Source organism: Pseudomonas sp. ARP3, from assembly GCF_001029595.1.
Classification (GTDB): domain Bacteria; phylum Pseudomonadota; class Gammaproteobacteria; order Pseudomonadales; family Pseudomonadaceae; genus Aquipseudomonas; species Aquipseudomonas rhodesiae.
Map to the genome: position 1 here is coordinate 32,997 of NZ_LEKF01000018.1, position 22,052 is coordinate 55,048.

Annotated in this window: 19 protein-coding genes; 6 read left to right on the forward strand and 13 right to left on the reverse strand. The window is 60.8% G+C overall.

The genetic code is table 11. The annotated features are described in order from the left end of the window. Positions 1-126 precede the first annotated feature (126 nt). From betA to betI, 3 genes are all read right to left on the reverse strand, one after another. On the reverse strand, positions 127-1,830 hold the full coding sequence (gene betA / locus ABX75_RS19335; RefSeq protein ID WP_034101201.1) for a choline dehydrogenase: 1,704 nt from the start codon (positions 1,828-1,830) through the stop codon (positions 127-129). A gap of 139 nt (positions 1,831-1,969) precedes the next feature. Further along, positions 1,970-3,442, reverse strand: a complete 1,473-nt coding sequence (gene betB, locus ABX75_RS19340; protein WP_034115325.1) for a betaine-aldehyde dehydrogenase — start codon at positions 3,440-3,442, stop codon at positions 1,970-1,972. A gap of 109 nt (positions 3,443-3,551) precedes the next feature. Then, a complete protein-coding gene (gene betI, locus ABX75_RS19345; protein ID WP_034101198.1) occupies positions 3,552-4,145 on the reverse strand; it encodes a transcriptional regulator BetI in 594 nt (197 codons plus the stop codon). Positions 4,146-4,532: 387 nt separating this feature from the next. Here betI and ABX75_RS19350 point away from each other — a divergent pair, with 387 nt between their 5' ends. Further along, on the forward strand, positions 4,533-6,467 hold the full coding sequence (locus ABX75_RS19350; RefSeq protein WP_236238682.1) for a BCCT family transporter: 1,935 nt from the start codon (positions 4,533-4,535) through the stop codon (positions 6,465-6,467). A 153-nt stretch (positions 6,468-6,620) separates the two neighbouring features. On the opposite strand, the gene choV is transcribed toward ABX75_RS19350, so the two are convergent. From choV to ABX75_RS19365, 3 genes are all read right to left on the reverse strand, one after another. Then, the gene (choV, locus tag ABX75_RS19355) at positions 6,621-7,799 is read right to left on the reverse strand and encodes a choline ABC transporter ATP-binding protein (RefSeq protein WP_034101196.1); all 1,179 of its coding nucleotides are present in this window, start codon (positions 7,797-7,799) and stop codon (positions 6,621-6,623) included. Further along, positions 7,796-8,641, reverse strand: coding sequence for a choline ABC transporter permease subunit (gene choW / locus ABX75_RS19360; RefSeq protein ID WP_016972877.1), 846 nt, complete (start codon positions 8,639-8,641; stop codon positions 7,796-7,798). Before choW ends, choV begins: the two co-directional genes overlap by 4 nt. Positions 8,642-8,710: 69 nt before the next feature. Beyond that, on the reverse strand, positions 8,711-9,658 hold the full coding sequence (locus ABX75_RS19365) for a choline ABC transporter substrate-binding protein (protein WP_034101195.1): 948 nt from the start codon (positions 9,656-9,658) through the stop codon (positions 8,711-8,713). A gap of 417 nt (positions 9,659-10,075) precedes the next feature. Between ABX75_RS19365 and ABX75_RS19370 the strand changes: the two genes are divergently transcribed. Continuing rightward, complete coding sequence (locus tag ABX75_RS19370; protein WP_034101194.1) at positions 10,076-11,452, forward strand: L-serine ammonia-lyase; 1,377 nt, start codon at positions 10,076-10,078, stop codon at positions 11,450-11,452. A gap of 774 nt (positions 11,453-12,226) precedes the next feature. Further along, entirely contained in the window at positions 12,227-13,330 is a 1,104-nt protein-coding gene (locus tag ABX75_RS19375; RefSeq protein WP_047882482.1) for a GlxA family transcriptional regulator, read from the forward strand. 95 nt (positions 13,331-13,425) lie between these two features. Here ABX75_RS19375 and ABX75_RS19380 read toward each other — a convergent pair whose 3' ends face one another. From ABX75_RS19380 to ABX75_RS19400, 5 genes are all read right to left on the reverse strand, one after another. Next, a complete protein-coding gene (locus ABX75_RS19380; protein ID WP_034101191.1) occupies positions 13,426-13,689 on the reverse strand; it encodes a hypothetical protein in 264 nt (87 codons plus the stop codon). A gap of 253 nt (positions 13,690-13,942) precedes the next feature. Then, positions 13,943-14,419, reverse strand: a complete 477-nt coding sequence (locus tag ABX75_RS19385; protein ID WP_034101189.1) for a thioesterase family protein — start codon at positions 14,417-14,419, stop codon at positions 13,943-13,945. Positions 14,420-14,432: 13 nt separating this feature from the next. Further along, on the reverse strand, positions 14,433-15,398 hold the full coding sequence (locus ABX75_RS19390; protein WP_034101188.1) for an L-carnitine dehydrogenase: 966 nt from the start codon (positions 15,396-15,398) through the stop codon (positions 14,433-14,435). A gap of 157 nt (positions 15,399-15,555) precedes the next feature. Further along, positions 15,556-16,443, reverse strand: coding sequence for a 3-keto-5-aminohexanoate cleavage protein (locus ABX75_RS19395; RefSeq protein ID WP_047882483.1), 888 nt, complete (start codon positions 16,441-16,443; stop codon positions 15,556-15,558). 74 nt (positions 16,444-16,517) lie between these two features. After that, positions 16,518-17,462 (reverse strand): choline ABC transporter substrate-binding protein, encoded by a 945-nt coding sequence (locus ABX75_RS19400; protein ID WP_034101185.1) that lies wholly within the window; start codon positions 17,460-17,462, stop codon positions 16,518-16,520. Positions 17,463-17,655: 193 nt separating this feature from the next. Here ABX75_RS19400 and ABX75_RS19405 point away from each other — a divergent pair, with 193 nt between their 5' ends. Together ABX75_RS19405 and ABX75_RS19410 are read left to right on the forward strand one after the other, a co-directional pair. After that, entirely contained in the window at positions 17,656-18,600 is a 945-nt protein-coding gene (locus tag ABX75_RS19405) for a GlxA family transcriptional regulator (protein ID WP_047882484.1), read from the forward strand. A gap of 67 nt (positions 18,601-18,667) precedes the next feature. Continuing rightward, positions 18,668-19,846 (forward strand): AAA family ATPase, encoded by a 1,179-nt coding sequence (locus tag ABX75_RS19410; protein ID WP_034101183.1) that lies wholly within the window; start codon positions 18,668-18,670, stop codon positions 19,844-19,846. 125 nt (positions 19,847-19,971) lie between these two features. On the opposite strand, the gene ABX75_RS19415 is transcribed toward ABX75_RS19410, so the two are convergent. Further along, positions 19,972-20,388, reverse strand: coding sequence for a DUF3010 family protein (locus tag ABX75_RS19415; protein WP_047882485.1), 417 nt, complete (start codon positions 20,386-20,388; stop codon positions 19,972-19,974). A gap of 41 nt (positions 20,389-20,429) precedes the next feature. After that, positions 20,430-20,831 (reverse strand): lysozyme inhibitor LprI family protein, encoded by a 402-nt coding sequence (locus ABX75_RS19420; RefSeq protein ID WP_034101181.1) that lies wholly within the window; start codon positions 20,829-20,831, stop codon positions 20,430-20,432. A gap of 219 nt (positions 20,832-21,050) precedes the next feature. Between ABX75_RS19420 and ABX75_RS19425 the strand changes: the two genes are divergently transcribed. Beyond that, a complete protein-coding gene (locus tag ABX75_RS19425; protein WP_015373138.1) occupies positions 21,051-22,028 on the forward strand; it encodes a dipeptidase in 978 nt (325 codons plus the stop codon). Positions 22,029-22,052 lie beyond the last annotated feature (24 nt).

Genomic DNA, 22,052 nt, shown 5'->3' on the forward strand with positions numbered 1-22,052 from the left:
AGAGTAGCTTATCAAGGAGGCGTTTTGCATTGGCGGGTCGGGCGCTATCGGGGGCAAGCCCCCTCCCACACAAGGTCAAAATGTGGGAGGGGGCTTGCCCCCGATGAAGGCACCGCGGTGTATCAGTTACTGCGCAGTCGGCCCCACTTCACGCAACGGCTTACCACGTACCGGCGCGTCGCCCGCTACGTAGTAGTCGGCGGTGCTGCGTGGCAGCGGCTGGCGGCCACGGATCTTGTCGGCGATTTTCTCGGCGATCATGATCGTCGGCGCATTCAGGTTGCCGGTGGTAATGATCGGCATAATCGACGCATCCACCACTCGCAGACCCTGCATGCCATGCACGCGGCCTTCGCCGTCCACCACCGCCATCTCGTCGGTGCCCATCTTGCACGAGCAGGACGGGTGGAACGCGGTCTCGGCGTGTTCGCGGATGAACTTGTCGAGCTGCTCGTCGGTTTGCACGTCGATGCCCGGGCTGATTTCGCGGCCACGGAAAGGGTCCAGCGCCGGCTGTTGCATGATTTCCCGGGTCAGGCGGATGCCGTCGCGGAATTCCTGCCAGTCCTGTTCGGTGGCCATGTAGTTGAAGAGGATGCTCGGGTAGTCCCGTGGGTTCTTCGATTTCAGCTGCACACGGCCACGGCTCGGCGAACGCATGGAACCCATGTGCGCCTGGAAACCGTGCTCTTTCACACCGTTGCTGCCGTTGTAGTTAATCGCCACCGGCAGGAAGTGATACTGGATGTTCGGCCATTCGAACTCTTCACGGGTACGGATAAAACCGCCCGCTTCGAACTGGTTGCTGGCGCCGATGCCGGTGCCGTTGAACAGCCACTCGGCACCGATGGCCGGCTGGTTGTACCAGAGCAGCGACGGGTACAGCGACACTGGCTGAGTGCAGGCGTATTGCAGGTACAGCTCAAGGTGGTCCTGCAGGTTTTCACCGACGCCGGGCAGGTCGTGGACCACCGGGATATCCAGGCTTTCCAGCAATTTGGCCGGGCCAACACCGGAGCGTTGCAGCAGTTGCGGCGAAGCGATTGCGCCACTGCACACCAGCACTTCTTTGCGCGCGCGGGCTTCAACGCGTTCTTCGGCGGCGCCGATCAGGTAACGCACGCCCACGGCGCGCTTGCCTTCGAACAAGACTTTGTCGGTCAGCGCGTGGGTGACGATGGTCAGCGTGGAGCGCTTCTTGGCGGTGTCCAGGTAACCGCGCGCGGTGCTGGCGCGCCGGCCGTTCGGCGTGACGGTGCGGTCCATCGGGCCGAAACCTTCCTGCTGATAGCCGTTGAGGTCTTCGGTGCGCGGGTAACCGGCCTGCACGCCGGCTTCGACCATGGCGTGGAACAGCGGGTTATTGCCGGCCTTGGGCGTGGTTACGCTGACCGGACCGTCGCCACCGTGGTAGTCGTTGGGGCCGATGTCGCGGGTTTCGGCCTTGCGGAAGTACGGCAGGCAATCGAGGTAGGTCCAGTTTTCCAGACCCGGCAGCTTCGCCCAGTTGTCGTAGTCCATGGCGTTGCCACGGATGTAGCACATGCCGTTGATCAGCGACGAACCACCCAGGCCCTTGCCGCGACCGCATTCCATGCGGCGGCCGTCCATGTGCGGCTCTGGATCGGTCTCGTAGGCCCAGTTGTAGCGACGGCCTTGCAGCGGGAACGCCAGGGCGGCTGGCATCTGGGTACGGAAATCCAGACGATAGTCGGGGCCGCCGGCTTCCAGCAGCAGGACGGTGACGCCTTCGTCTTCGGTCAGGCGGGTCGCCAGGGTGTTACCGGCGGAGCCGGCACCCACAATGATGTAGTCGTATTCTTGGGACATTGAATGCACCCTCTTTGAAGTGTGGTCAGCAGGTCGGGCCTCATCGGGGGCAAACCCCCTCCCACAGGGGAATGCATTCCAAAAGTGGGAGGGGGCTTGCCTCCGATGGCGGCCTCAAAGGCAACGCAAGGCTCGGGTGTTAGAACACCGAGGCGTAATCGCCCAGCTCAACCTGTACCGATTTGATGCGGGTGAAGTTGTTCAGCGAGCTGATGCCGTTCTCACGGCCCACACCCGATTGCTTGTAGCCGCCCACCGGCATCTTCGCGTCGGACTCGCCCCAGGCGTTGATCCAGCAGATGCCCGCTTCCAGTTGATGAATCACGCGGTGGGCGCGGTTCAGGTCCTTGGTCACCAGGCCCGCGGCCAGGCCGAAGTCGGTGTCGTTGGCGCGGCGGATCACTTCTTCTTCGGTCTCGTAGGTGAGGATGCTCATCACTGGGCCGAAGATTTCTTCACGCACGATGGTCATGTCGTCGGTGCAGTCGGTGAACACGGTCGGTGCCACGAATGCGCCTTTGGCGAAGTCGCCATCGGTCAGGCGATCGCCGCCGCACAGCAGGCGTGCGCCTTGCTCTTTGCCCTTGGCGATGTAGCCCAACACGCTTTCCATATGGGCGAAGCTGACCAGCGGGCCGAAGTTGGTGTTCTCGTCTTCCGGGTTGCCGATGCGGATGCGCGCCACGCGCTCGACGATCTTGGCTTCGAACGCCGCTTGCAGGTGCTTGGGCACGAACACGCGCGTGCCGTTGGTGCAGACCTGACCAGAGCTGTAGAAGTTGGCCATCATGGCGGTGTCGGCGGCGCGATCCAGGTCGGCGTCGTCGAAGATGATCAGCGGGGACTTGCCGCCCAGTTCCATGGTGACGTCTTTGAGCGAGGAGCTCGACGCGCTGGCCATGACTTTCTTGCCGGTGTCGGTGCCGCCGGTGAACGAGACTTTTTCGATGCGCGGGTGCTCGGTCAACCAGGTGCCGACTTCGCGGCCACTGCCGGTCAGGACGTTGAACACACCGGCGGGAACACCGGCTTCGGTGTAGATTTCGGCCAGTTTCAGGGTGGTCAGCGAGGTGACTTCGCTCGGCTTGAAGATCATCGCGTTGCCGGCGGCCAGGGCCGGGGCGGATTTCCACAGGGCGATCTGGATCGGGTAGTTCCACGCACCGATACCGGCGACTACGCCCAGCGGTTCGCGGCGGGTGTAGACGAATGAAGTGTCGCGCAGCGGGATCTGCTCGCCTTCGATGGCCGGCACCAGGCCTGCGTAGTATTCCAGCACGTCGGCGCCGGTAACGATGTCGACGTACTTGGTTTCGGAGAAGGCTTTACCGGTGTCCAGGGTTTCCAGGGCGGCCAGCTCATCGTTGCGCTCGCGCAGGATGTCGACGGCACGGCGCAGGATGCGCGAACGCTCCATGGCAGTCATGGCGGCCCAGATTTTCTGGCCTTTTTCAGCGCTGACCACGGCACGTTCAACGTCTTCTTTCGTTGCACGTTGCACTTGGGCGAGAACTTCACCGTTAGCCGGGTTGATGGCTTCGAAAGTGGCATCGCTGCCAGCGTCGCTGTAGCCGCCGTCAATGTAGAGTTTTTGCAGGTCGAAACGGGCCATAAAGTCCTCGCAAGTGCATAAGTGGTTGGCGTTACCCGCCGACAGTGGGCCATGAGGGTGTGGCATCACTGCGCGGCGGACGTTCAGGGGTTGAGCATTTATAAGGGCTCTAACTCACCTGCTTGGCCAATTGGAAATCCATGTATTCGTAAGCGATGCGTTGCGCCTGCTCCGTGTCGAAAGCGTCTCCCGACAGAGCGCCGCGCAACCACAAACCGTCGATCAACGCCGCCAGGCCGCGAGCCGCGCTGCGGGCTTCGGGCAGCGGCAGCGCTCGGCGGAACTGGCAGCACAGGTTGGAATACAGACGTTGATCGTTGATCCGCTGCAACCTGTGCAAAGACGGGTGATGCATGCTGGCGGCCCAGAAGGCCAGCCAGGTTTTCATTGCCGGGCCATTGACCTGGCTGGCGTCGAAGTTGCCTCCGATGATCACCTGAATGTGTGCCCGTGGGCTGTCATCCTTCAGCGCAAGCCTGCGCTCGTAGACGTTCTCGATCAGCACATTCATCAAGTACCGCATCGTTGCGGCGATCAGGCCGTTCTTGTCCTGAAAGTAGTGACTGATGATGCCGTTCGATACACCGGCCAGACGGGCGATCAGCGCAATGCTGGCGTCTGCCATCCCCACTTGATCGATGGCCGTCAACGTGGCTTCGATCAACTGTTGGCGGCGTATGGGTTGCATACCGACCTTGGGCATGTAGCACGTCTCCTTAGGCCTGCCGGCGGGCGATCACGTCCATCGGCTTGAAGGCCAGTCTATTTTGTTTTGATTGAACGTTCAATCAACAAAGAATAAGCTCTGCGACAAATCGTCGCTGCTGGCAGGTTTTCAGCCCGTTCTGACAGCGACATCTGACACCTGGAACATCCCTGGAAGGGCCCGCTCAAGGGCCTGCCGCCGCTTTCGCGGGGGCGGGGATTTTCGGGGTGTCTTTATAACACCCGTCCGTCGACTGCCGAAAAATCGATGTCCCGGGATAACCGTTGCCTTGTGTTTCTCTCTCGCACTGCCCGGAGCATCTGCGCCATGAGTTCTGCCTCTCTTATAAAGACCCCGCCGGAAAAGGTCCGGGTCAACGGTTGGGTGTTTTACACCTCCACCGCGCTGATTCTGTTGTTGACCGCTGTCCTGATCGCCGCCCCGCAGGAGGCCGGGCGCATGCTTGGGGTCGCCCAGGCGTGGCTGTCCAAAAGCTTTGGCTGGTACTACATGGTAGTCATCGCTGCTTACCTGGTGTTTGTGGTGGGGCTGGCGTTTTCGTCCTACGGCAAATTGAAACTGGGCAGCAAGGACGACACCCCGGACTTCAGCTACGGCGCCTGGGCCGGCATGTTGTTCTCCTCGGGGATCGGCATTTCGCTGCTGTACTTCGGCGCCTCGGAGCCGCTGGACCATTACTTCAACCCGCCCGAAGGCGTGGCCGGCAGCAACCTGGCCGCGCGCCAGGCGCTGCAACTGACCTTTCTGCACTGGGGCCTGCACGGCTGGGCGATCTACGCCCTCGTCGGTCTGGCCGTGGCGTACTTCGCCTACCGGCATAACCAGCCGCTGGCCTTGCGCTCGGCGTTGTACCCGCTGGTGGGCGAGCGCTGGGTGAAGGGCGCGGCCGGCCATGCGGTGGACGGTTTCGGCATGTTCGTGACCCTGCTGGGCCTGGTGACCAACCTGGGGATCGGCGCGATGCAGGTGTCGTCCGGCCTGGAAAACCTGTTCGGCATGCAGCACAGCAACACCAACCTGCTGATCGTGATCATCGTGATGAGCACCGTGGCGACCATCGCCGCCGTGTCGGGGGTGGAGAACGGTATCCGTCGTTTGTCCAACCTCAACATCGTGCTGTTCAGCGGTTTGCTGATCTTTGTGTTGTTGTTCGGCCCGACCCTGCACCTGCTCAACGGCTTCGTGCAGAACATCGGCGATTACATGAACGGCCTGGTGTTGAAAACCTTCGACCTGTACGTCTACGAAGGCGACGGTGCCAAGACCGAACGCTGGATGGGCCTGTGGACTCTGTTCTACTGGGCCTGGTGGATTTCCTGGGCGCCATTCGTAGGCATGTTCATCGCGCGGATTTCCCGTGGCCGTACGGTGCGTGAATTGGTGGCGGGCGTGCTGCTGATTCCGCTGGGCTTTACCCTGGCGTGGCTGTCGATCTTCGGCAACTCGGCCCTGGACCTGGTGCTGAACCATGGCGCGGTGGAGTTGGGCAAGACGGCGTTGGAACAGCCGTCCATGGCGATCTACCAATTGCTGGAGCATTACCCAGCGTCGAAAGTCGTGATTGGTGTGTCGATCTTCGTCGGCTTTGTGCTGTTCCTGACCCCGGCGGATTCCGGCGCGGTGATGATGGCCAACCTGTCGTGCAAAGGCGGCAATGTGGATGAAGATGCGCCGCACTGGCTGCGGATCTTCTGGTCGGCGGTGATCACCCTGGTGACCATCGGCCTGCTGTTCGCCGGTAACTTCGAAGCCATGCAAACCATGGTGGTGCTGGCGGGGCTGCCGTTCTCGGTGGTGTTGATTTTCTTTATGTTCGGCTTGCACAAGGCCATGCGTCAGGACGTGGCGATCGAACAGGAGCAGGCGCAACTGGCCGAACGCGGGCGTCGTGGCTTCAGCGAGCGTTTGACCGCACTGGATTTGCAACCGAGCCAGGCCACGGTGCAGCGCTTTATGGACAAGCACGTCACGCCGGCGTTGGAAGAAGCGGCGACTGCGTTGCGTGAACAAGGTTTGCAAGTGCAGACACTGTTGGGCAAGTCCAAGCGCTGCATCGGTGTGCGCATCGAGATGGAAGAGGGCAATCCGTTCGTTTATGAAGTGAGCCTGGATGCTTACTCGTCGGCGCCCAACGATGTGCCCGAAGAAGAGCGCACGCGCTATTACCGTGCCGAGGTCTACCTGCACAACGGGCCTCAGGAATACGACCTGATGGGCTTCACCCCGGAGCAAATCACCCGGGATGTGCTCGATCAGTTTGAAAGCCATCGGCAGCTCCTTGGCCGTGTCTATAGCTGATGCGTTGAAAGCCCGGTGGTGTCACTGACCCCACTGGGGCAAAAAATGTGGGAGGGGGCTTGCCCCCGATTGCAGTGTGTCAGTCAGTCCATCTGTTACTGATCCACCGCTATCGGGGGCAAGCCCCCTCCCACCGTTGTTTTGCAGTGTGTGCTAGCCCAGGTTTTTGCCCAGCAGGGCATGGTAGAGCTCACTATCACCGAGGATCCCCACCACCTGGTTGTTGTCATGCAACACCAGCTTGTTACCCGTCTGATAACGAATCTGCAGCGCATCACGCATGCCGATATTCGAATCCACCAGGGTCGGTACGCGGCCCAGACCTTCCACCGGTTGCCCCGGTGCCCAGTTCTGCAGGTTCATCACCGCACCGTTCTGGCGGGCGCCCTGGATAGTGTTGCCTTCGGCCAGGTCCAGCCACGAGTCGCCGCTCGGGTCCAGGCACACCGAACCGTTGACGCGCTTGCAGTTGTCCAGGGTGCGCATCAGGCTGCGGCCGCACAGCACGTTCAGCGGGTTGGTGTGAGCGACGAAGGTGCGCACATAGTCGTCCGCCGGGTTCAGCACGATCTCTTCCGGCACGCTGTACTGGATGATCTTGCCGTCCTTCATGATCGCAATACGGCTGCCCAGTTTGAGCGCCTCGTCCAGGTCATGGCTGACGAATACGATGGTCTTGCTCAGCTTGCGTTGCAGTTCCAGCAGCTCGTCCTGCAGGCCTTGGCGGATCAGCGGGTCGAGGGCGGAGAAAGGTTCGTCCATCAGCAGGATGTCGGCGTCCATCGCCAGGGCGCGGGCCAGGCCGACGCGTTGCTGCATGCCGCCGGACAACTCGTCGGGCTTCTTGTTACGCCACTGGGCCAGGCCCACCAGTTCGAGCTTTTCGTCCACCAGCTTGCGCCGCTCTTTTTCCGGACGGCCCTGCATTTCCAGGCCGAAGCTGATGTTCTCGCGCACTGTCAGCCAGGGCATCAGGGCGAACTTCTGAAACACCATGGCGATGCGTTTGGTACGCATCATTTTCAGCTCTGCGTCGGTGCAGGAAGCAATGTCGATCTGCCGACCTTCATGCTCCACGAACAGCTGCCCGCGGCTAACGGTATTGAGGCCGTTGATGCAGCGCAGCAGGCTGGATTTGCCGGAGCCCGACAGGCCCATCAGCACGCAGATCTCGCCTTTTTCGATATCCAGGCTGGCCTTTTCAACGCCGACAATCTGCCCGGTCTTTTTCAGAATCTCGTTACGGCTCATGCCCTGGTCCAGCAGCTTGAGCGCTTCGCGTGGGTCTTTGGAGAAGATCACGTCGACTTTGTCGAATCGGATAATGCTCATGCATCACCCCCTACTTTGGCATCGGGTTGTTTGCAGATGCGGTCGAGCATGATGGCCAGCAATACGATCGCCAGGCCCGCTTCAAAGCCCAGGGCGATGTCGGCGGTGTTGAGTGCGTTGACCACCGGCTTACCGAGGCCGTCGGCACCCACCAGGGCCGCGATCACCACCATCGACAACGACAGCATGATGCATTGGGTAATGCCGGCGGCAATGCTCGGCATGGCGTGTGGCAGTTCAATGCGCGAGAGCAATTGACGGCGCGAGCAGCCGAAGGCTTTGCCGGCGTCCATCAACTCTTGCGGTACATCACGGATGCCCAGGTAAGTCAGACGGATCGGCGCGGCAATCGCGAACACCACCGTGGAAATCAGCCCAGGCACCACACCCAGCCCGAAGAGGGTCAGGGTAGGGATGAGGTAGACGAAGGTCGGTACGGTCTGCATCAGATCGAGCACCGGCCGCATCATGGTGTAGAACAACGGTTTGTGCGCGGCAACAATGCCCAACGGCACACCGATGACCACGCAGACCAGGGTGGCGAACAGCACCTGCGCGAGGGTTTCCATGGTTTCCTGCCAGTACCCCAGGTTGAGGATCAGCAGGAAGGAGGCGATGACAAAAACCGTCAGGCCCCATTTACGTTGAATAAAGTGAGCCAGCAGCGCAATCAGACCGATCAATGCCAGCGGATTGAACCAGGTCAGCGCAAACGTCACGCCGTGGATCATCGTTTCCAGTGTCGATGCGATTGCGTCGAAGTAGTTGGCGCCGTGTTGGGTCAACCATTCGACGAAGGCAGCGATGTACTGGCCTAGTGGGATTTTCTGTTCAGTCAGCATGGTAGTGAATGTCCACATGCGAAGGGGAAAACATCCCGGGGCAGCGCACCGCCCCGGGGTCAGCGGGTGTTATTTGGCGAGGTAGGCTTTGACGGCCTCAAGGCCGGGTTTGCCGTCGACGGTGGTAACGCCGGCGAGCCAGGTGTCGAGCACTTGCGGGTTTTTCTGCAGCCAGGCTTTGGCGGCGGCGTCGGGCTTCATCTTGTCGTCCAGGACATTGCCCATCAGCGTGCTTTCCATGTTCAGGGTGAACACCAGGTTTTTCAGCAACTGGCCCACGTTGCTGCATTCCTGGGTGTAACCCTTGCGCACGTTGGTGTAGATGGTGGCTTGGCCGTAGTTGGGGCCGAACGAATCGTCACCGCCGGTCAGGTACTTCATCTTGAAGCGGGTGTTCATCGGGTGCGGTTCCCAGCCGAGGAACACGATGGCCTGGTCGCGCTTGGCGGCACGGTCCACTTGGGACAGCATGCCGGCTTCGCTGGACTCGACCACTTTGAAGCCTGCGTCTTTCAGGCCGAACGCGTTTTTGTCGATCAGGGTCTGGATGGTGCGGTTGCCGTCGTTACCCGGTTCGATCCCGTAGATCTTGCCACCCAGCTCTTCCTTGAATTTGGCGATATCGGCGAAGTCTTTCAGGCCCTTGTTGTACAGCGCCTCGGGCACCGCCAGGGTGTACTTGGCGTTTTCCAGGTTGGCGCGCACGGTTTCCACGGTGCCGGCATCACGGTATGGCTTGATGTCGTTTTCCATGGTCGGCATCCAGTTGCCGAGGAACACGTCCATGTTCTTGCCGTCGGCCAGGGACTTGTAGGTCACGGGTACCGAAATCATCGTGGTTTTGGTCTTGTAGCCCAGGGCCTTGAGGATTTCGCTGGTGGTCGCGGTGGTGACGGTGATGTCGGTCCAGCCGACATCGGAGAAGTTGACGGTCTTGCACTGTTCCGGTTCTGCCGCGTGCGCCAGGACTGGCAGACTCAGCATGGCGGCCAACAACAACGAGGGTGAAGCTTTCATGGGGCTAGACTCCTGTGTTTTTTCTGACGGCATCTGCCGCGCTTTATTCAGTGTTGCGGTTGGAGCGTGCGATGACAGCTCTGGCACGGTGCCTTGCAAACGAGTCGGAACTGATCATGTACCAGTGAAAATCTGACGCCTACAGGGGGCGTCGTATCCAGTACAGGCAGGGTCGTATCCAGTGTTGGTGACGTCGTTTACAGGTTTTTCCCAGGGCAAAACTGCTGTTTTTGCCCGTCTGCACCGTTAAAAACGGCCAAAACAGGCGATCACGCGCAAGCGACGCTGGTGAGCATGGTTACGTCGGTGTGAGACGCCGTGGCAGCGAATAAAACCTTGATGATGCCGCCATCTGGGCGATCTGAGCGTAGCACCTCGTTCAAGCCCGGCCCGTGCTTATCGAGGAGTTTCACGTCAATGGCTATCAGCGTTTTCGACCTGTTCAAGATCGGCATCGGGCCTTCGAGTTCGCACACCGTCGGCCCCATGCGCGCCGCAGCGTTGTTCGTTCAAGCACTGCGTGAACGTGAGTGGTTGGAACGGGTGCGGCGTGTTGAAGTTCAGCTGTACGGTTCGTTGTCGGCCACCGGCATCGGCCATGGCAGCGACACGGCCACCATCATGGGCTTGATGGGCGAATGGCCCGACGCGATCGACCCCTCGCAGATCGCCGGTCGCATCAGCACCCTGCGCGAAACCGACACCCTGCTGCTCGACGGGCGCTTGCCGGTGCCCTTCGTATGGGCCCGGGACATGCGCCTGCTGGACGAAAACCTGCCGTTCCACCCCAACGCCATGACCCTGGTGGCGTACGGCGATGACGGTGAGTTGCACCGCGACACTTACTACTCGGTAGGCGGCGGTTTTGTGGTGGATGAAGCTCAGGCGCAAAGCGGTGTGGCGGACATGGACCGCACTGAGTTGCCTTACGATTTTTCCAGCGCCGTTGAGCTGTTGCAGCTGTGCAACACTCACCAGTTGCGCGTCGCTGAGTTGATGATGGCTAATGAAAAGGTGTGGCGTTCCGAAGAAGAAATCCGCAGCGGCCTGATGAAGCTTTGGCACGCCATGCAAGATTGCGTGGAGCAGGGCCTCAAACATGAAGGCATCTTGCCCGGCGGCCTCAACGTACGCCGCCGCGCCGCCAAGTTGCACCGTAGCCTGCAGGAATTGAATAAGCCCAATGTGATCGGCTCAACCTTGAGCGCCATGGAATGGGTCAACCTGTTTGCCCTGGCCGTCAATGAAGAAAACGCCGCCGGTGGGCGCATGGTCACTGCCCCCACCAACGGTGCGGCAGGGATCATCCCGGCGGTGCTGCACTACTTTATGAAGTTCAGCGAAGAGGTCACCGAAGCCAACGTGGTCGACTACCTGCTCGGTGCGGCGGCGGTGGGGATTCTGTGCAAGAAGAACGCCTCCATCTCCGGTGCCGAAGTGGGCTGTCAGGGCGAGGTGGGTTCTGCCTGCGCAATGGCGGCGGCCGGCCTGGCGGAAATCCTCGGCGCCACGCCAGAGCAATTGTGCAACGCCGCCGAAATCGGCCTGGAACACAACCTCGGCCTGACCTGCGACCCAGTGGGCGGGTTGGTGCAGGTGCCGTGCATCGAGCGCAACGCGATTGCAGCGGTCAAGGCGATCAACGCGGCGCAAATGGCCCTGCGCGGCGACGGCCAGCACTTTATTTCCCTGGACCGGGTGATCCGCACCATGCGCGATACCGGTGCGGATATGCATGACAAGTACAAAGAAACGTCGCGGGGTGGGTTGGCGGTAAGCGCGGTCGAGTGTTAAGACCCAGCCGCCTGCATCGGGGGCAAGCCCCCTCCCACTCTTGACCGTGTTCACAAATCAGAATGTGGGAGAGTGGGCAAGCTCCTACCCACCCTTGACTGTGTTTACAAATCAGAATGTGGGAGAGGGCAAGCTCCTGCCCACCCTTGACTGTGTTTACAAATCAGAATGTGGGAGGGGGCAAGTTCCTTCCCACTCTTGACTGTGTTCACAAATCAGAATGTGGGAGAGGGCAAGCTCCTGCCCACCCTTGCCTATGTTCACAAACTGGAATGTGGGAGGAGGGCAAGTTCCTTCACAGCCTGTGACTGTGTTCACCAATTTAAATGTGGGAGGGGGCTTGCCCCCGATAGCGGCAGTTCAAACAAAACTGCTCATAAAGTGAACACCAGCATCCCAGCGCGCCACCTTTTAGCGCGTCGCAAACAGATAAGTAGCTCACGAACGATTTCCCCTGCGACTACCGACTCCTTGTGCGTGTGGTGACAGACTTTTCTTGCGCGCTGAAAGCGCCTTCCCACAAGTGCTACCGAACTGCTCACCCCCCTTGAGGGTAGCGGCTCCTACGTCCTTTTCCGGGCATATTCCGTACTCCACGCAAGGGCTATATAGACGCGTCAGCAGGTCGTTTTCAGGAGTTATTGAATAGCCATTCAAATTTAGGCACGGCAATTGCTCTATCAATTCAAAGCCTCTCGCCGTGTCAGGACGAAGAGTGCAATAACAAGAGCCTCGCCTGAGGCCATCACCCGCTTTGTGTGAGGAGATACCGCGATGACGTCGTTCAACTCAGGGGCCCAACCCCAGAACCGTGCGCCTCAATCCATCGGCTTTTTGCTGCTGGACAATTTCACGCTGATTTCCCTGGCGTCCGCAGTGGAACCGCTGCGCATGGCCAACCAGCTGTCCGGCCGTGAGCTGTACCGCTGGACCACACTGAGCGTCGACGGCAATCAGGTCTGGGCCAGCGACGGCCTGCAAATCACCCCCGACGCCGCCATGCACAAAGCCCCGGCCCTGGACACCGTGATCGTGTGCGGCGGCGTGGGCATCCAGCGCACCGTTACCCGTGAACATGTTTCATGGCTGCAAAGCCAAGCGCGCCAGTCCCGTCGCCTCGGCGCGGTGTGCACCGGCAGTTGGGCGCTGGCGTGTGCCGGCCTGCTGGACGGTTTCGATTGCAGCGTACACTGGGAATGCCTGGCGTCGATGCAGGAAGCCTTCCCCCGCGTGTCCATGAGCACGCGCCTGTTTACCCTCGACCGCAACCGCTTCACCAGTTCCGGCGGCACCGCGCCGTTGGACATGATGCTGCACCTGATCAGCCGCGATCACGGCCGTGAACTGTCGGCGGCGATCTCCGAGATGTTCGTGTACGAACGCATCCGCAACGAACAAGACCACCAGCGCGTTCCGCTCAAGCACATGCTCGGCACCAACCAGCCGAAGCTGCAGGAAATCGTCGCGCTGATGGAAGCCAACCTGGAAGAACCCATCGACCTGGACGAACTGGCGGTCTACGTCGCCGTATCCCGGCGTCAACTGGAGCGGCTGTTCCAGAAGTACCTGCACTGTTCGCCGTCGCGTTACTACCTCAAGTTGCGTCTGATCCGTGCGCGGCAGTTGCTCAAGCAAACACCGATGTCGATCATCGAAGTAGCCTCGGTGTGCGGGTTCGTTTCCACGCCGCACTTCTCCAAGTGCTACCGCGAATACTTCGGCATCCCGCCACGGGATGAGCGCGTCGGCTCCAACACCACCCAGCAGGTGGCGATGATGCCGATTCCGCAGGCGCTGGTGTTGTCACCGTTGTCGGGGCCGATGTCGGCATTGAGCCAGGCGCGCAGTGAGTCGACGTTTGCCAGTGTTAGGCTCTAGACCGAGGCGTCTGTATCGGGGGCATGCCCCCTCCCACATTTTGATTTGTGAACACAGTCAAAGGTGGGAGGGGGCTTGCCCCCGATAGCCATCTGTCAGGCCCCGGAGTTCTGCTTGAACTGCATCAACGCCGGCAACAACTGCTTGTCGATAGCTTGACGCACCGCCGGCAAAATCGTCGCGCTGCCGCCGTACATCCGCTCGACCATGCCCTTGAGCGCCTTGGCCCGTGCTTCGCTCAAACCGCGTACCGCGCACTCACACGCCTGCTCGGCGCTGGCGCCGCTGGATACTTCGAAACCCAGCGAGCGCAACTGGCTCAGCAGGTCATCCTGGTCAATCAAATCCGCGTGCATCATGACGTTTATCCTGGTTAGGGGAGCGGGGATCTGCCTGGATTCTGGTAGCCCCCGGCGCCATCGGCAAGGGCGTGTGGCCCGGATGGCTTAGATGGCTATGAACAGGTCGTTTTCGGGCCACTTGCCGGCTGCACTAATCGGCACACTGGCCTCAGCAAGCAGCTTGAAGGTTTGGTCACCCTCGAAATGCATCGCTCTCACAAGGCCTCCTCTGCCCCGATCCTGTCACGGCTGGATCGGGGCTTTTTTTGCGCTATTTCTTCGGTGGTAAACCGATCACGCGTCCCAGCAGCGCCGGGGGCGGCAGGTCGGCTTGCTCGGTGCGGATCGCCGCGATTTTCTCCAGCGTCGCCTGGGTAAACGGCGCCGCGTGCGGCCCGGCCAGGTCGACGTGCAGCAGCATCTGTTCGTTGCCGGCCAGTGCCTGCTCATCCCCAACCCGATGCAGGCTGTGATACAGGTGCAGGCGCTTGGCGTCATGGGCGATCAGTTGGGTCTGCACTTGTACCTCGGCGCCGAGTTTCACTTCATGCAGGTAGTTCAGGTGCAACTCCAAAGTGAACAGCGAATGGCCGCTGGCTGCGCGGTTTTCACTGTCCAGGCCGAGGGTGTCCATCAACGCGTCGGTGGCGTAGCTGAAGATCAGCAGGTAGAACGCGTCGCGCAGGTGGCCGTTGTAGTCCACCCAATCGGGCTGGATCTGTGTGGTGTAGGTGGTCAGTGCGGGCATTGTCTGCATTCCATTATTCGGCGAAGGTCATGCCGTGCTTGGCTTTGGTGGTTTTCACCGCTTCGAGCACCGCCAGCAGGCAATCATCACGATAGCGCTCCAGCGCCGAAATGCTGTGGGTGCCCAGTTGAGCGCTGGTGCCATCGACCACGTCGTCGATCAACTTATCCGTCAGCTCCGGCGCCGGCAGGTAGGTCCACGGCAACTGCAACGCCGGGCCGAACTGGGCCATGAAGTGGCGCATGCCAGCATCGCCGCCGGCCAGGGTGTAGGTGAGGAAAGTGCCCATGAACGACCAGCGCAAACCAGCGCCAAAACGAATTGCGTCGTCGATTTCGCCAGTGGTTGCCACGCCGTCGTTCACCAGGTGCAGCGCCTCGCGCCATAAGGCTTCCAGCAAGCGGTCGGCGATAAAACCGGGGACTTCCTTGCGCACATGCAAGGGGCGCATGCCGAGGGATTCATACACTGTGATCGCCGCCTGCACCGCTTCAGGCGCGGTGTGCTTGCCGCCGACCACTTCCACCAGCGGCAGCAGGTAGACCGGGTTGAACGGGTGGCCGACCACGCAGCGTTCCGGGTGGGTCGAGCTCTCGTAGAACTCACTCGGCAACAGCCCTGAGGTGCTCGAACCAATCAGCGCATCGGGCTTGGCCGCCGCACTGATCTGGCTATGCAGTTGCAGTTTCAGCTCCAGGCGTTCCGGGGCGCTTTCCTGGATAAAATCAGCGTCTTTTACGCAGTCTTCGATGGTGGTCACAAAGCGCAAGCGGTCCTGGGACGCGCCGGGAGCCAGGCCATTTTTTTCCAGGGCTCCCCAGGCATTGGCCACGCGTTTGCGCAACGCGGCTTCGGCGCCGGGCGCTGGGTCCCAGGCCACCACATCCAGCCCATGGGCCAGGGCACGGGCCACCCAGCCGCTGCCGATAACGCCGCTGCCGAGGGCGGCGAAGGTTTTGATTTCAGTGATAAAGCGCATGGCGACGTCCTAAAGAGTTCAGTGATCCCTTGTGGAAGGGGAGGTGCGACGATTCGACTTGCCGCCGATGACGCTGAGTCAGCGATATCTTCGGTACTGATCCACCGCTATCGGTGGCAAGCCCTCTCCCACATATTTGATGAGGTTTTGGCGGGGGCTAGCCGCGCTTGGTGAGGCCCATCTTGATGCGACCCTCCGCCGGGGTCATGACCCGCGCACCCAGGCGGCTGAGGATTTCGCTGGCGCGGTCGACCAGTTGGCCATTGGTGGCGAGCACGCCTTTGTCCAGCCACAGGTTGTCTTCCAAACCGACTCGCACGTTGCCGCCCAGCAGCACCGCTTGGGCGGCCATCGGCATTTGCATGCGGCCGATGCCGAAGCCGGCCCACACTGCATTGGCCGGCAGGTTGTCGACCATGGCCTTCATGGTGGTGGTGTCGGCCGGCGCGCCCCAAGGGATGCCCAGGCACAGTTGGAACAGCGGGTCGTCAAGCAGGCCTTCTTTGATCATCTGCTTGGCGAACCACAGGTGGCCGGTGTCGAAAATTTCCAGCTCGGCCTTTACGCCCAGTTCCTGGATACGTTTGGCGCCGGCACGCAGTTGTGCCGGGGTGGACACGTAAATGGTGTCGCCATCGCCGAAGTTGAGGGTGCCGCAGTCCAGGGTGCAGATTTCCGGCAATAACTCTTCGACATGGGCCAGGCGCGTCAGCGGCCCGACCAGGTCGGTATTGGGGCCGAATTCCATCGGGTTTTCGCCGCTGCCGATCTCCAGGTCGCCGCCCATGCCGGCGGTAAGGTTGACGATGATGTCGATGTCAGCCTCGCGGATGCGCTCCATCACTTCGCGGTACAGGGCCACGTCGCGGCTGAATTTGCCGGTGTCGGGGTCGCGCACATGGCAGTGCACGACGGTAGCGCCGGCCTTGGCGGCTTCTACGGCGGCGGCCGCGATCTGTTTGGGGGTGACCGGCACGTGTGGGCTCTTGGCGGTCGTGTCGCCAGCACCGGTGAGTGCGCAGGTGATGATGACGTCGTGGTTCATGGGGCAGGTTCCTTACAGGCGTGGTGATGCCGTTCGCGGTCGGTAATGACCGCGAAACGGTGGTTCGAAAAAGCTTATTTGCTGGTGAGTTGCAGGTTGGCCGCCGCCGGTTTGCCGTCGAAGGTGGTCACACCTTCCAGCCAGCGCGCCTGGTCCTGCGGGTGGTCCTTGAGCCACTGCCGGGCCGATTCCAGGGCGTCTTTGTGGTCAAGCAACGGCTGCATCATGCGGCTCTCATCGGCAGCGGTGAAGGTCAGGTTGGTCAGCAGTTTGTGCACGTTGGGGCACTGTTCGGCGTAGTTTGGCGACGTCACTGTCCATACCGTGGCCATGCCTTCGTTCGGGCCCAGGGCGTCGTCACTGCCGGTGAGGTAGGTCATGGCAATGTTGACGTTCATCGGATGCGGCGCCCAGCCGAAGAACACCACGGCTTCTTTGCGGCGCACCGCGCGGTCGACGGCGGCGAGCATGCCGGCCTCGCTGGACTCCACCAACTGGAACTTGCCGAGGCCGAACTGGTTCTTGGCGATCATCGCCTTGATCTGGGTGTTGGCGCCGGAGCCGGGTTCGATGCCGTAGATCTTTCCGCCCAGTTCCTTCTCGAACTTGGCGATGTCGGCAAAGGTTTTCAGGCCTTTCTCGGCCAGGTAGCTCGGCACCGCGAGGGTGGCACGGGCGTCTTCCAGGCTGGGCTTGTCGAGGACTTTGACCTGCTTGGCGTCAACGAACGGGGTAATGGTCTGGGTCATCAACGGGTTCCAGTAGCCGAGGAACAGGTCCAGGCGCTGGTCGCGGATGCCGGCGAAGATGATTTGCTGGGAAGCGCTAGTTTGCTTGGTGGTGTAGCCGAGGCCATCGAGCAGCACTTGGGTCATGGCGCTGGTGGCGATCACATCGGTCCAGTTCACCACGCCCATGCGCACGTTCTTGCAAGAGGCGGCATCGGCCGCGAGAACGCTGGTGCTCAAGATGGCGCTGGCGCTGAGTGCGAACACGCAGCGGCGGATCAGTCGGTTCATGGTGGAGCCCTCGGCAGGTTGTTGTTGTGGTTGCCGGTGTCTTTGTGCACCGTGACGCCACGTTACGCAGCTTGTAGGGCGACAAAACGCACGGCGGCGACCGACTCTTGCACTGCAGCGACCTGACCCCTTGAATCCACCTCTGAACGGGAGTATCACAGTGCCACGCTGGCCGTCCGATGAGAGCGCCACCATGTCCCAGGATGTCTACTTTTTGCTGATGCCGGGTTTCTCGGCGATGGGCTTTATCTCGGCCCTTGAGCCGCTACGGGTGGCCAACCGTTTTCGCGGCGAGCTGTACCGCTGGCATGTACTGAGCGCCGACGGCGGTGCGGTACTGGCGAGCAACGGCATGTCAGTCAACGCCGACGCCGCGTTGGAACCGCTGAAAAAGGGCACCACCCTGCTGGTGGTCGCCGGTTTCGAGCCTCTGCAGTTCGCCACACCCGCACTGGAACAGTGGCTGCGCCGTCTCGATCACGATGGCGTGACGCTGGGCGGTATCGACACCGGCGCTTGTGTGTTGGCCCAAGCCGGTCTGCTCGACGGCCATCGCGTGACCCTGCACTGGGAAGCCATCGACGCCTTCAAGGAGTCCTATCCGCACCTGGCGGTGACCCAGGAACTGTTCGAAATCGACCGCCGCCGCATCACCTGCGCCGGTGGCACCGCCTCCATCGACCTGATGCTCGACCTGATCGCCCAGGCCCACGGCGCCGACCTGGCGATTCAGGTGTCCGAACAGTTCGTGCTCGGCCGCATTCGCCCACGCAAAGACCACCAGCGCATGCAGATCGCCACGCGCTACGGCATCAACAATCAGAAACTGGTGCAAGTGATCGGCGAGATGGAACAGCACACCGAACCGCCCCTGAGCACCCTCGCCTTGGCTGAGGCGATCAAAGTCACCCGGCGCCAGTTGGAGCGCCTGTTCCGCCTGCATCTGAACGACACACCGAGCAATTTCTACCTGGGCCTGCGCCTGGAAAAAGCCCGGAAACTCCTGCGCCAAAGCGGTTTGAGCGTGCTGGAAGTGAGCATTGCCTGCGGGTTCGAATCGCCGTCGTATTTCACGCGTAGTTACCGCGCGCGGTTTGCCAAATGCCCCAGGGAGGATCGGCGACGGGAGCCGGTTTGACGGGCAATTATAGTTGATTATACTCACGGCTATAATTTATAGCCGTTTCAATAATTTGGTATAAGCCATGTCCAAGCTCAGCGGTTTTGTGTTCCGCCGTCCCGCGCTGGCCAGCAGCATTGCCGATGGCCTGGTTGGCGCCGGCCTTCAGGATTTCACCTCTGGCCTGTTCCTCGCCGCGCCACGTCGCACTGGTAAAAGTACGTTCTTGCGCGAAGACCTGATCCCAGAGTGCCAACTGCGCGGTTGGCTCACCGTGTATGTGGATCTGTGGGCCGACAAAGAAAAAGATCCCGCGGAGTTGATCGCCAGCGCCATTGCCGCCGCGCTTGCGCCCTACGAAAAGGGCATTCGCAAGCTGGCCAAGAACCTTGGCATCGAAAGGTTGAGTTTTCTGCGGACCCTGTCCTGGGACTTCAGCAAGCCGCAATTGCCGGTGGGCGCGACTTTGACCCAGGCATTGGAGTTGCTCCACCACGCGGCGGAAAAACCCGTCGTGCTGGTGATCGATGAAGCCCAGCATGCCTTGACCAGCGATTCAGGGATCAACGCCATGTTCGCGCTCAAGGCCGCCCGGGATCAGCTCAACCAAGGGCGTGACGAGGAGGGCAGCGGCCTGCATTTAGTCTTTACCGGTTCCAACCGCGACAAGCTGGCCTATCTGGTGTTGGGGAAAAGCCAGCCGTTTTTTGGCTCCAGCATCACGCCGTTTCCACTGCTGGGCAAAGCCTTCACCCAGGCCTACACCGCACACCTCAACGCGAACCTGGCCCCGACCAACCAATTCAACCCGGCCGATATCGATGAAGCCTTCGAGTTGGTCGGCCGCCGACCCGAGATGCTGCGTACGATCATCGGTGAAGTAGCGCTGGAGTTGGGTGAGGCCAGCAACTTGGGCCAGTTGCTGCACAGTCGCGCCGAACTGCTGCGCGCAGGTGTGTGGACCGAATTCGAAAGCGCCTGGAACGCCCTGACCATCCCGCAACGCGCCGTCTTGCAGGTGATGGTGGAACGCTCGCTGAACAACGAACCTTTCGCGCCGTTTACCGACAGCACCCTCACCGCAGTCAGCAAGGCGTTGGAGGACATGGGCAGTGACGTAGTGCCGGGCACCCAGACCATCCAGGCCTGCATCGATGCCCTGCGCGACAAGGAACTGGTGTGGAAATCGGGTCGGGGCGGGTATGCCCTGGAGGACAAGTCGTTCGGGGATTGGCTGCTGTACAAGCGCCATACCCCCCACTAAAAACAGCACACATCCAATGTGGGAGGGGGCTTGCCCCCGATGACGGACTGTCAGTTGATACCGCTTTGGCTGACCCACCGCTATCGGGGGCAAGCCCCCTCCCACATTGGATTTTTCGGCGGGGCTTATTTCTTCAGCAGTGCCGAGCACGCCGCCTTGAACGCCTCATGCTGATACTTGTTCAGCGTCGCCGGCAGTTCAAAGTTGTGTTTCTTGTTCTGCGCATTGATGGTCTGGGGCGACAGCAGCGTCACCTCCACACCGTCGAGCAACTGAAACACTCCCTCGATCTTGAACGTCGTCGGCCCACCGGCGAATTCACCTTTTTTGCTGCGTTTCTTGATGGCGATGCGGGTGATGGCATTGTCCTGCACAAACGCCTTCACCTGCGCGGCGAAGGCTTTGACATTCGCCGCCTCGTCGTCATCTTCCAGAGCGATTTTTTTGGTGGCCAGGGCGACATGGGTCAGCGCCTGGTTGTCGATGGAAGCGACTGCGATGATGGCTTCGCTGCCTTTGATTTCGATGCCGCAGAGGGTCATGAATGGCCTTGGTCAGATTAAAAAGTGGTGGCGATTGTCGCTTATTCCTGCCCGATCGACTCCAAAAACTCCGACCGTTCATCACTCATCCGCGCCAGGCAGTCGTTCTGCGCAATCGCGTAGTCCTTGGTGCCGGGCTTGGCGGGGAAAGTGTCCACGGCGCAGTCGGCATCCCGCAGTTTTTCCCACTTCTGCTGGGCGTCCTTCAGACGAGCGGTAATGTCGGCCAGTTGGGTCTTGTTGCTGCCGTAGGTCGAACCCATGCGTTCGAGCAGGCTTTGGTAGTTGTCCTTGAGCAATTGCTCGGCGGTGGTCTTGTTATAGGTGGCGCATTCCAGGGTTTGTTTGTCGTTCTCGATACCGTCGCAGGGCGTGCTGTCGGTGTCTTCGGCTGCGTGGACGCCGGTTGCGATGAGTGCCAAAGCCAGGAAAATCGATTTCATTGCGCCGTCTCATATCAGTGGATGGCCGAATTCTGGCTCAAGCGTAAGACAAAGAACAGCCACCCGTCTGACGCGTCTGCATAGCCTTTGTCGCGGATTGACGCTTTCGGCAATTCCCCTGTCGTTTTTGCACCGGGTCCGTTCAGCCCCTGGGCATATGCTGGCCCCAAAGCGCCGGCAGACGATTCGGCGCATGAATCGCCAATAAGGGGACGCCTGATGAGCCCAGCCGAATTGCACGCCGACAGCATCGTTATCGACGGGCTGATTATTGCCAAGTGGAACCGCGACCTGTTCGAGGACATGCGCAAAGGTGGCCTCACTGCCGCCAACTGCACCGTGTCGGTGTGGGAAGGCTTCCAAGCCACGATCAATAACATCGTGGCCAGCCAGACCCTGATCCGCGAGAACAGCGACCTGGTGATCCCGGTAAAAACCACCGCCGATATCCGCAAAGCCAAAGAACAAGGCAAGACCGGCATCATCTTTGGCTTTCAGAACGCCCATGCGTTCGAAGACCAGCTCGGCTACGTGGAGATCTTCAAGCAGCTCGGCGTGGGCGTGGTGCAGATGTGCTACAACACCCAGAACCTGGTGGGCACCGGGTGCTACGAGCGCGATGGCGGCCTGTCGGGCTTCGGCCGTGAGATCGTCGGCGAGATGAACCGCGTCGGCATCATGTGCGACCTGTCCCACGTCGGCTCCAAGACCAGCGAAGAAGTCATCCTCGAATCGAAAAAGCCGGTGTGCTACTCCCACTGCCTGCCGTCTGGCCTGAAAGAGCACCCGCGCAACAAGTCCGATGAAGAATTGAAGTTCATCGCCGACCATGGCGGTTTCGTCGGCGTGACCATGTTCGCGCCGTTCCTGGCCAAGGGCATCGACTCGACCATCGACGACTACGCCGAAGCCATCGAATACACCATGAACATCGTCGGCGAAGACGCCATCGGCATCGGCACCGATTTCACCCAGGGCCATGGCCAGGATTTCTTTGAAATGCTGACCCACGACAAAGGCTACGCCCGCCGCCTGACCAGCTTCGGCAAGATCATTAACCCGCTGGGCATCCGCACCGTGGGCGAGTTCCCCAACCTCACCGAGACCCTGCTCAAGCGCGGCCACAGCGAGCGCGTGGTGCGCAAGATCATGGGCGAAAACTGGGTCAACGTCCTTAAAGACGTGTGGGGCGAATAAGCCGCCGCTCTCCTCATCCTTAAC

Excerpts from the sequence above, each read along its gene's own strand:
- ABX75_RS19420 (WP_034101181.1), bottom strand. The coding sequence starts at position 20,831 with ATGAAATCGATTTTCCTGGCTTTGGCACTCATCGCAACCGGCGTCCAC.
- ABX75_RS19415 (WP_047882485.1), bottom strand. The coding sequence starts at position 20,388 with ATGACCCTCTGCGGCATCGAAATCAAAGGCAGCGAAGCCATCATCGCA.
- ABX75_RS19390 (WP_034101188.1), bottom strand. The coding sequence starts at position 15,398 with ATGCGCTTTATCACTGAAATCAAAACCTTCGCCGCCCTCGGCAGCGGC.
- ABX75_RS19425 (WP_015373138.1), top strand. The coding sequence starts at position 21,051 with ATGAGCCCAGCCGAATTGCACGCCGACAGCATCGTTATCGACGGGCTG.
- choW (WP_016972877.1), bottom strand. The coding sequence starts at position 8,641 with ATGCTGACTGAACAGAAAATCCCACTAGGCCAGTACATCGCTGCCTTC.
- ABX75_RS19400 (WP_034101185.1), bottom strand. The coding sequence starts at position 17,462 with ATGAACCGACTGATCCGCCGCTGCGTGTTCGCACTCAGCGCCAGCGCC.
- betB (WP_034115325.1), bottom strand. The coding sequence starts at position 3,442 with ATGGCCCGTTTCGACCTGCAAAAACTCTACATTGACGGCGGCTACAGC.
- ABX75_RS19380 (WP_034101191.1), bottom strand. The coding sequence starts at position 13,689 with ATGATGCACGCGGATTTGATTGACCAGGATGACCTGCTGAGCCAGTTG.
- ABX75_RS19365 (WP_034101195.1), bottom strand. The coding sequence starts at position 9,658 with ATGAAAGCTTCACCCTCGTTGTTGTTGGCCGCCATGCTGAGTCTGCCA.
- ABX75_RS19375 (WP_047882482.1), top strand. The coding sequence starts at position 12,227 with ATGACGTCGTTCAACTCAGGGGCCCAACCCCAGAACCGTGCGCCTCAA.
- ABX75_RS19385 (WP_034101189.1), bottom strand. The coding sequence starts at position 14,419 with ATGCCCGCACTGACCACCTACACCACACAGATCCAGCCCGATTGGGTG.
- ABX75_RS19370 (WP_034101194.1), top strand. The coding sequence starts at position 10,076 with ATGGCTATCAGCGTTTTCGACCTGTTCAAGATCGGCATCGGGCCTTCG.
- ABX75_RS19410 (WP_034101183.1), top strand. The coding sequence starts at position 18,668 with ATGTCCAAGCTCAGCGGTTTTGTGTTCCGCCGTCCCGCGCTGGCCAGC.
- choV (WP_034101196.1), bottom strand. The coding sequence starts at position 7,799 with ATGAGCATTATCCGATTCGACAAAGTCGACGTGATCTTCTCCAAAGAC.
- betI (WP_034101198.1), bottom strand. The coding sequence starts at position 4,145 with ATGCCCAAGGTCGGTATGCAACCCATACGCCGCCAACAGTTGATCGAA.
- betA (WP_034101201.1), bottom strand. The coding sequence starts at position 1,830 with ATGTCCCAAGAATACGACTACATCATTGTGGGTGCCGGCTCCGCCGGT.
- ABX75_RS19405 (WP_047882484.1), top strand. The coding sequence starts at position 17,656 with ATGTCCCAGGATGTCTACTTTTTGCTGATGCCGGGTTTCTCGGCGATG.
- ABX75_RS19395 (WP_047882483.1), bottom strand. The coding sequence starts at position 16,443 with ATGAACCACGACGTCATCATCACCTGCGCACTCACCGGTGCTGGCGAC.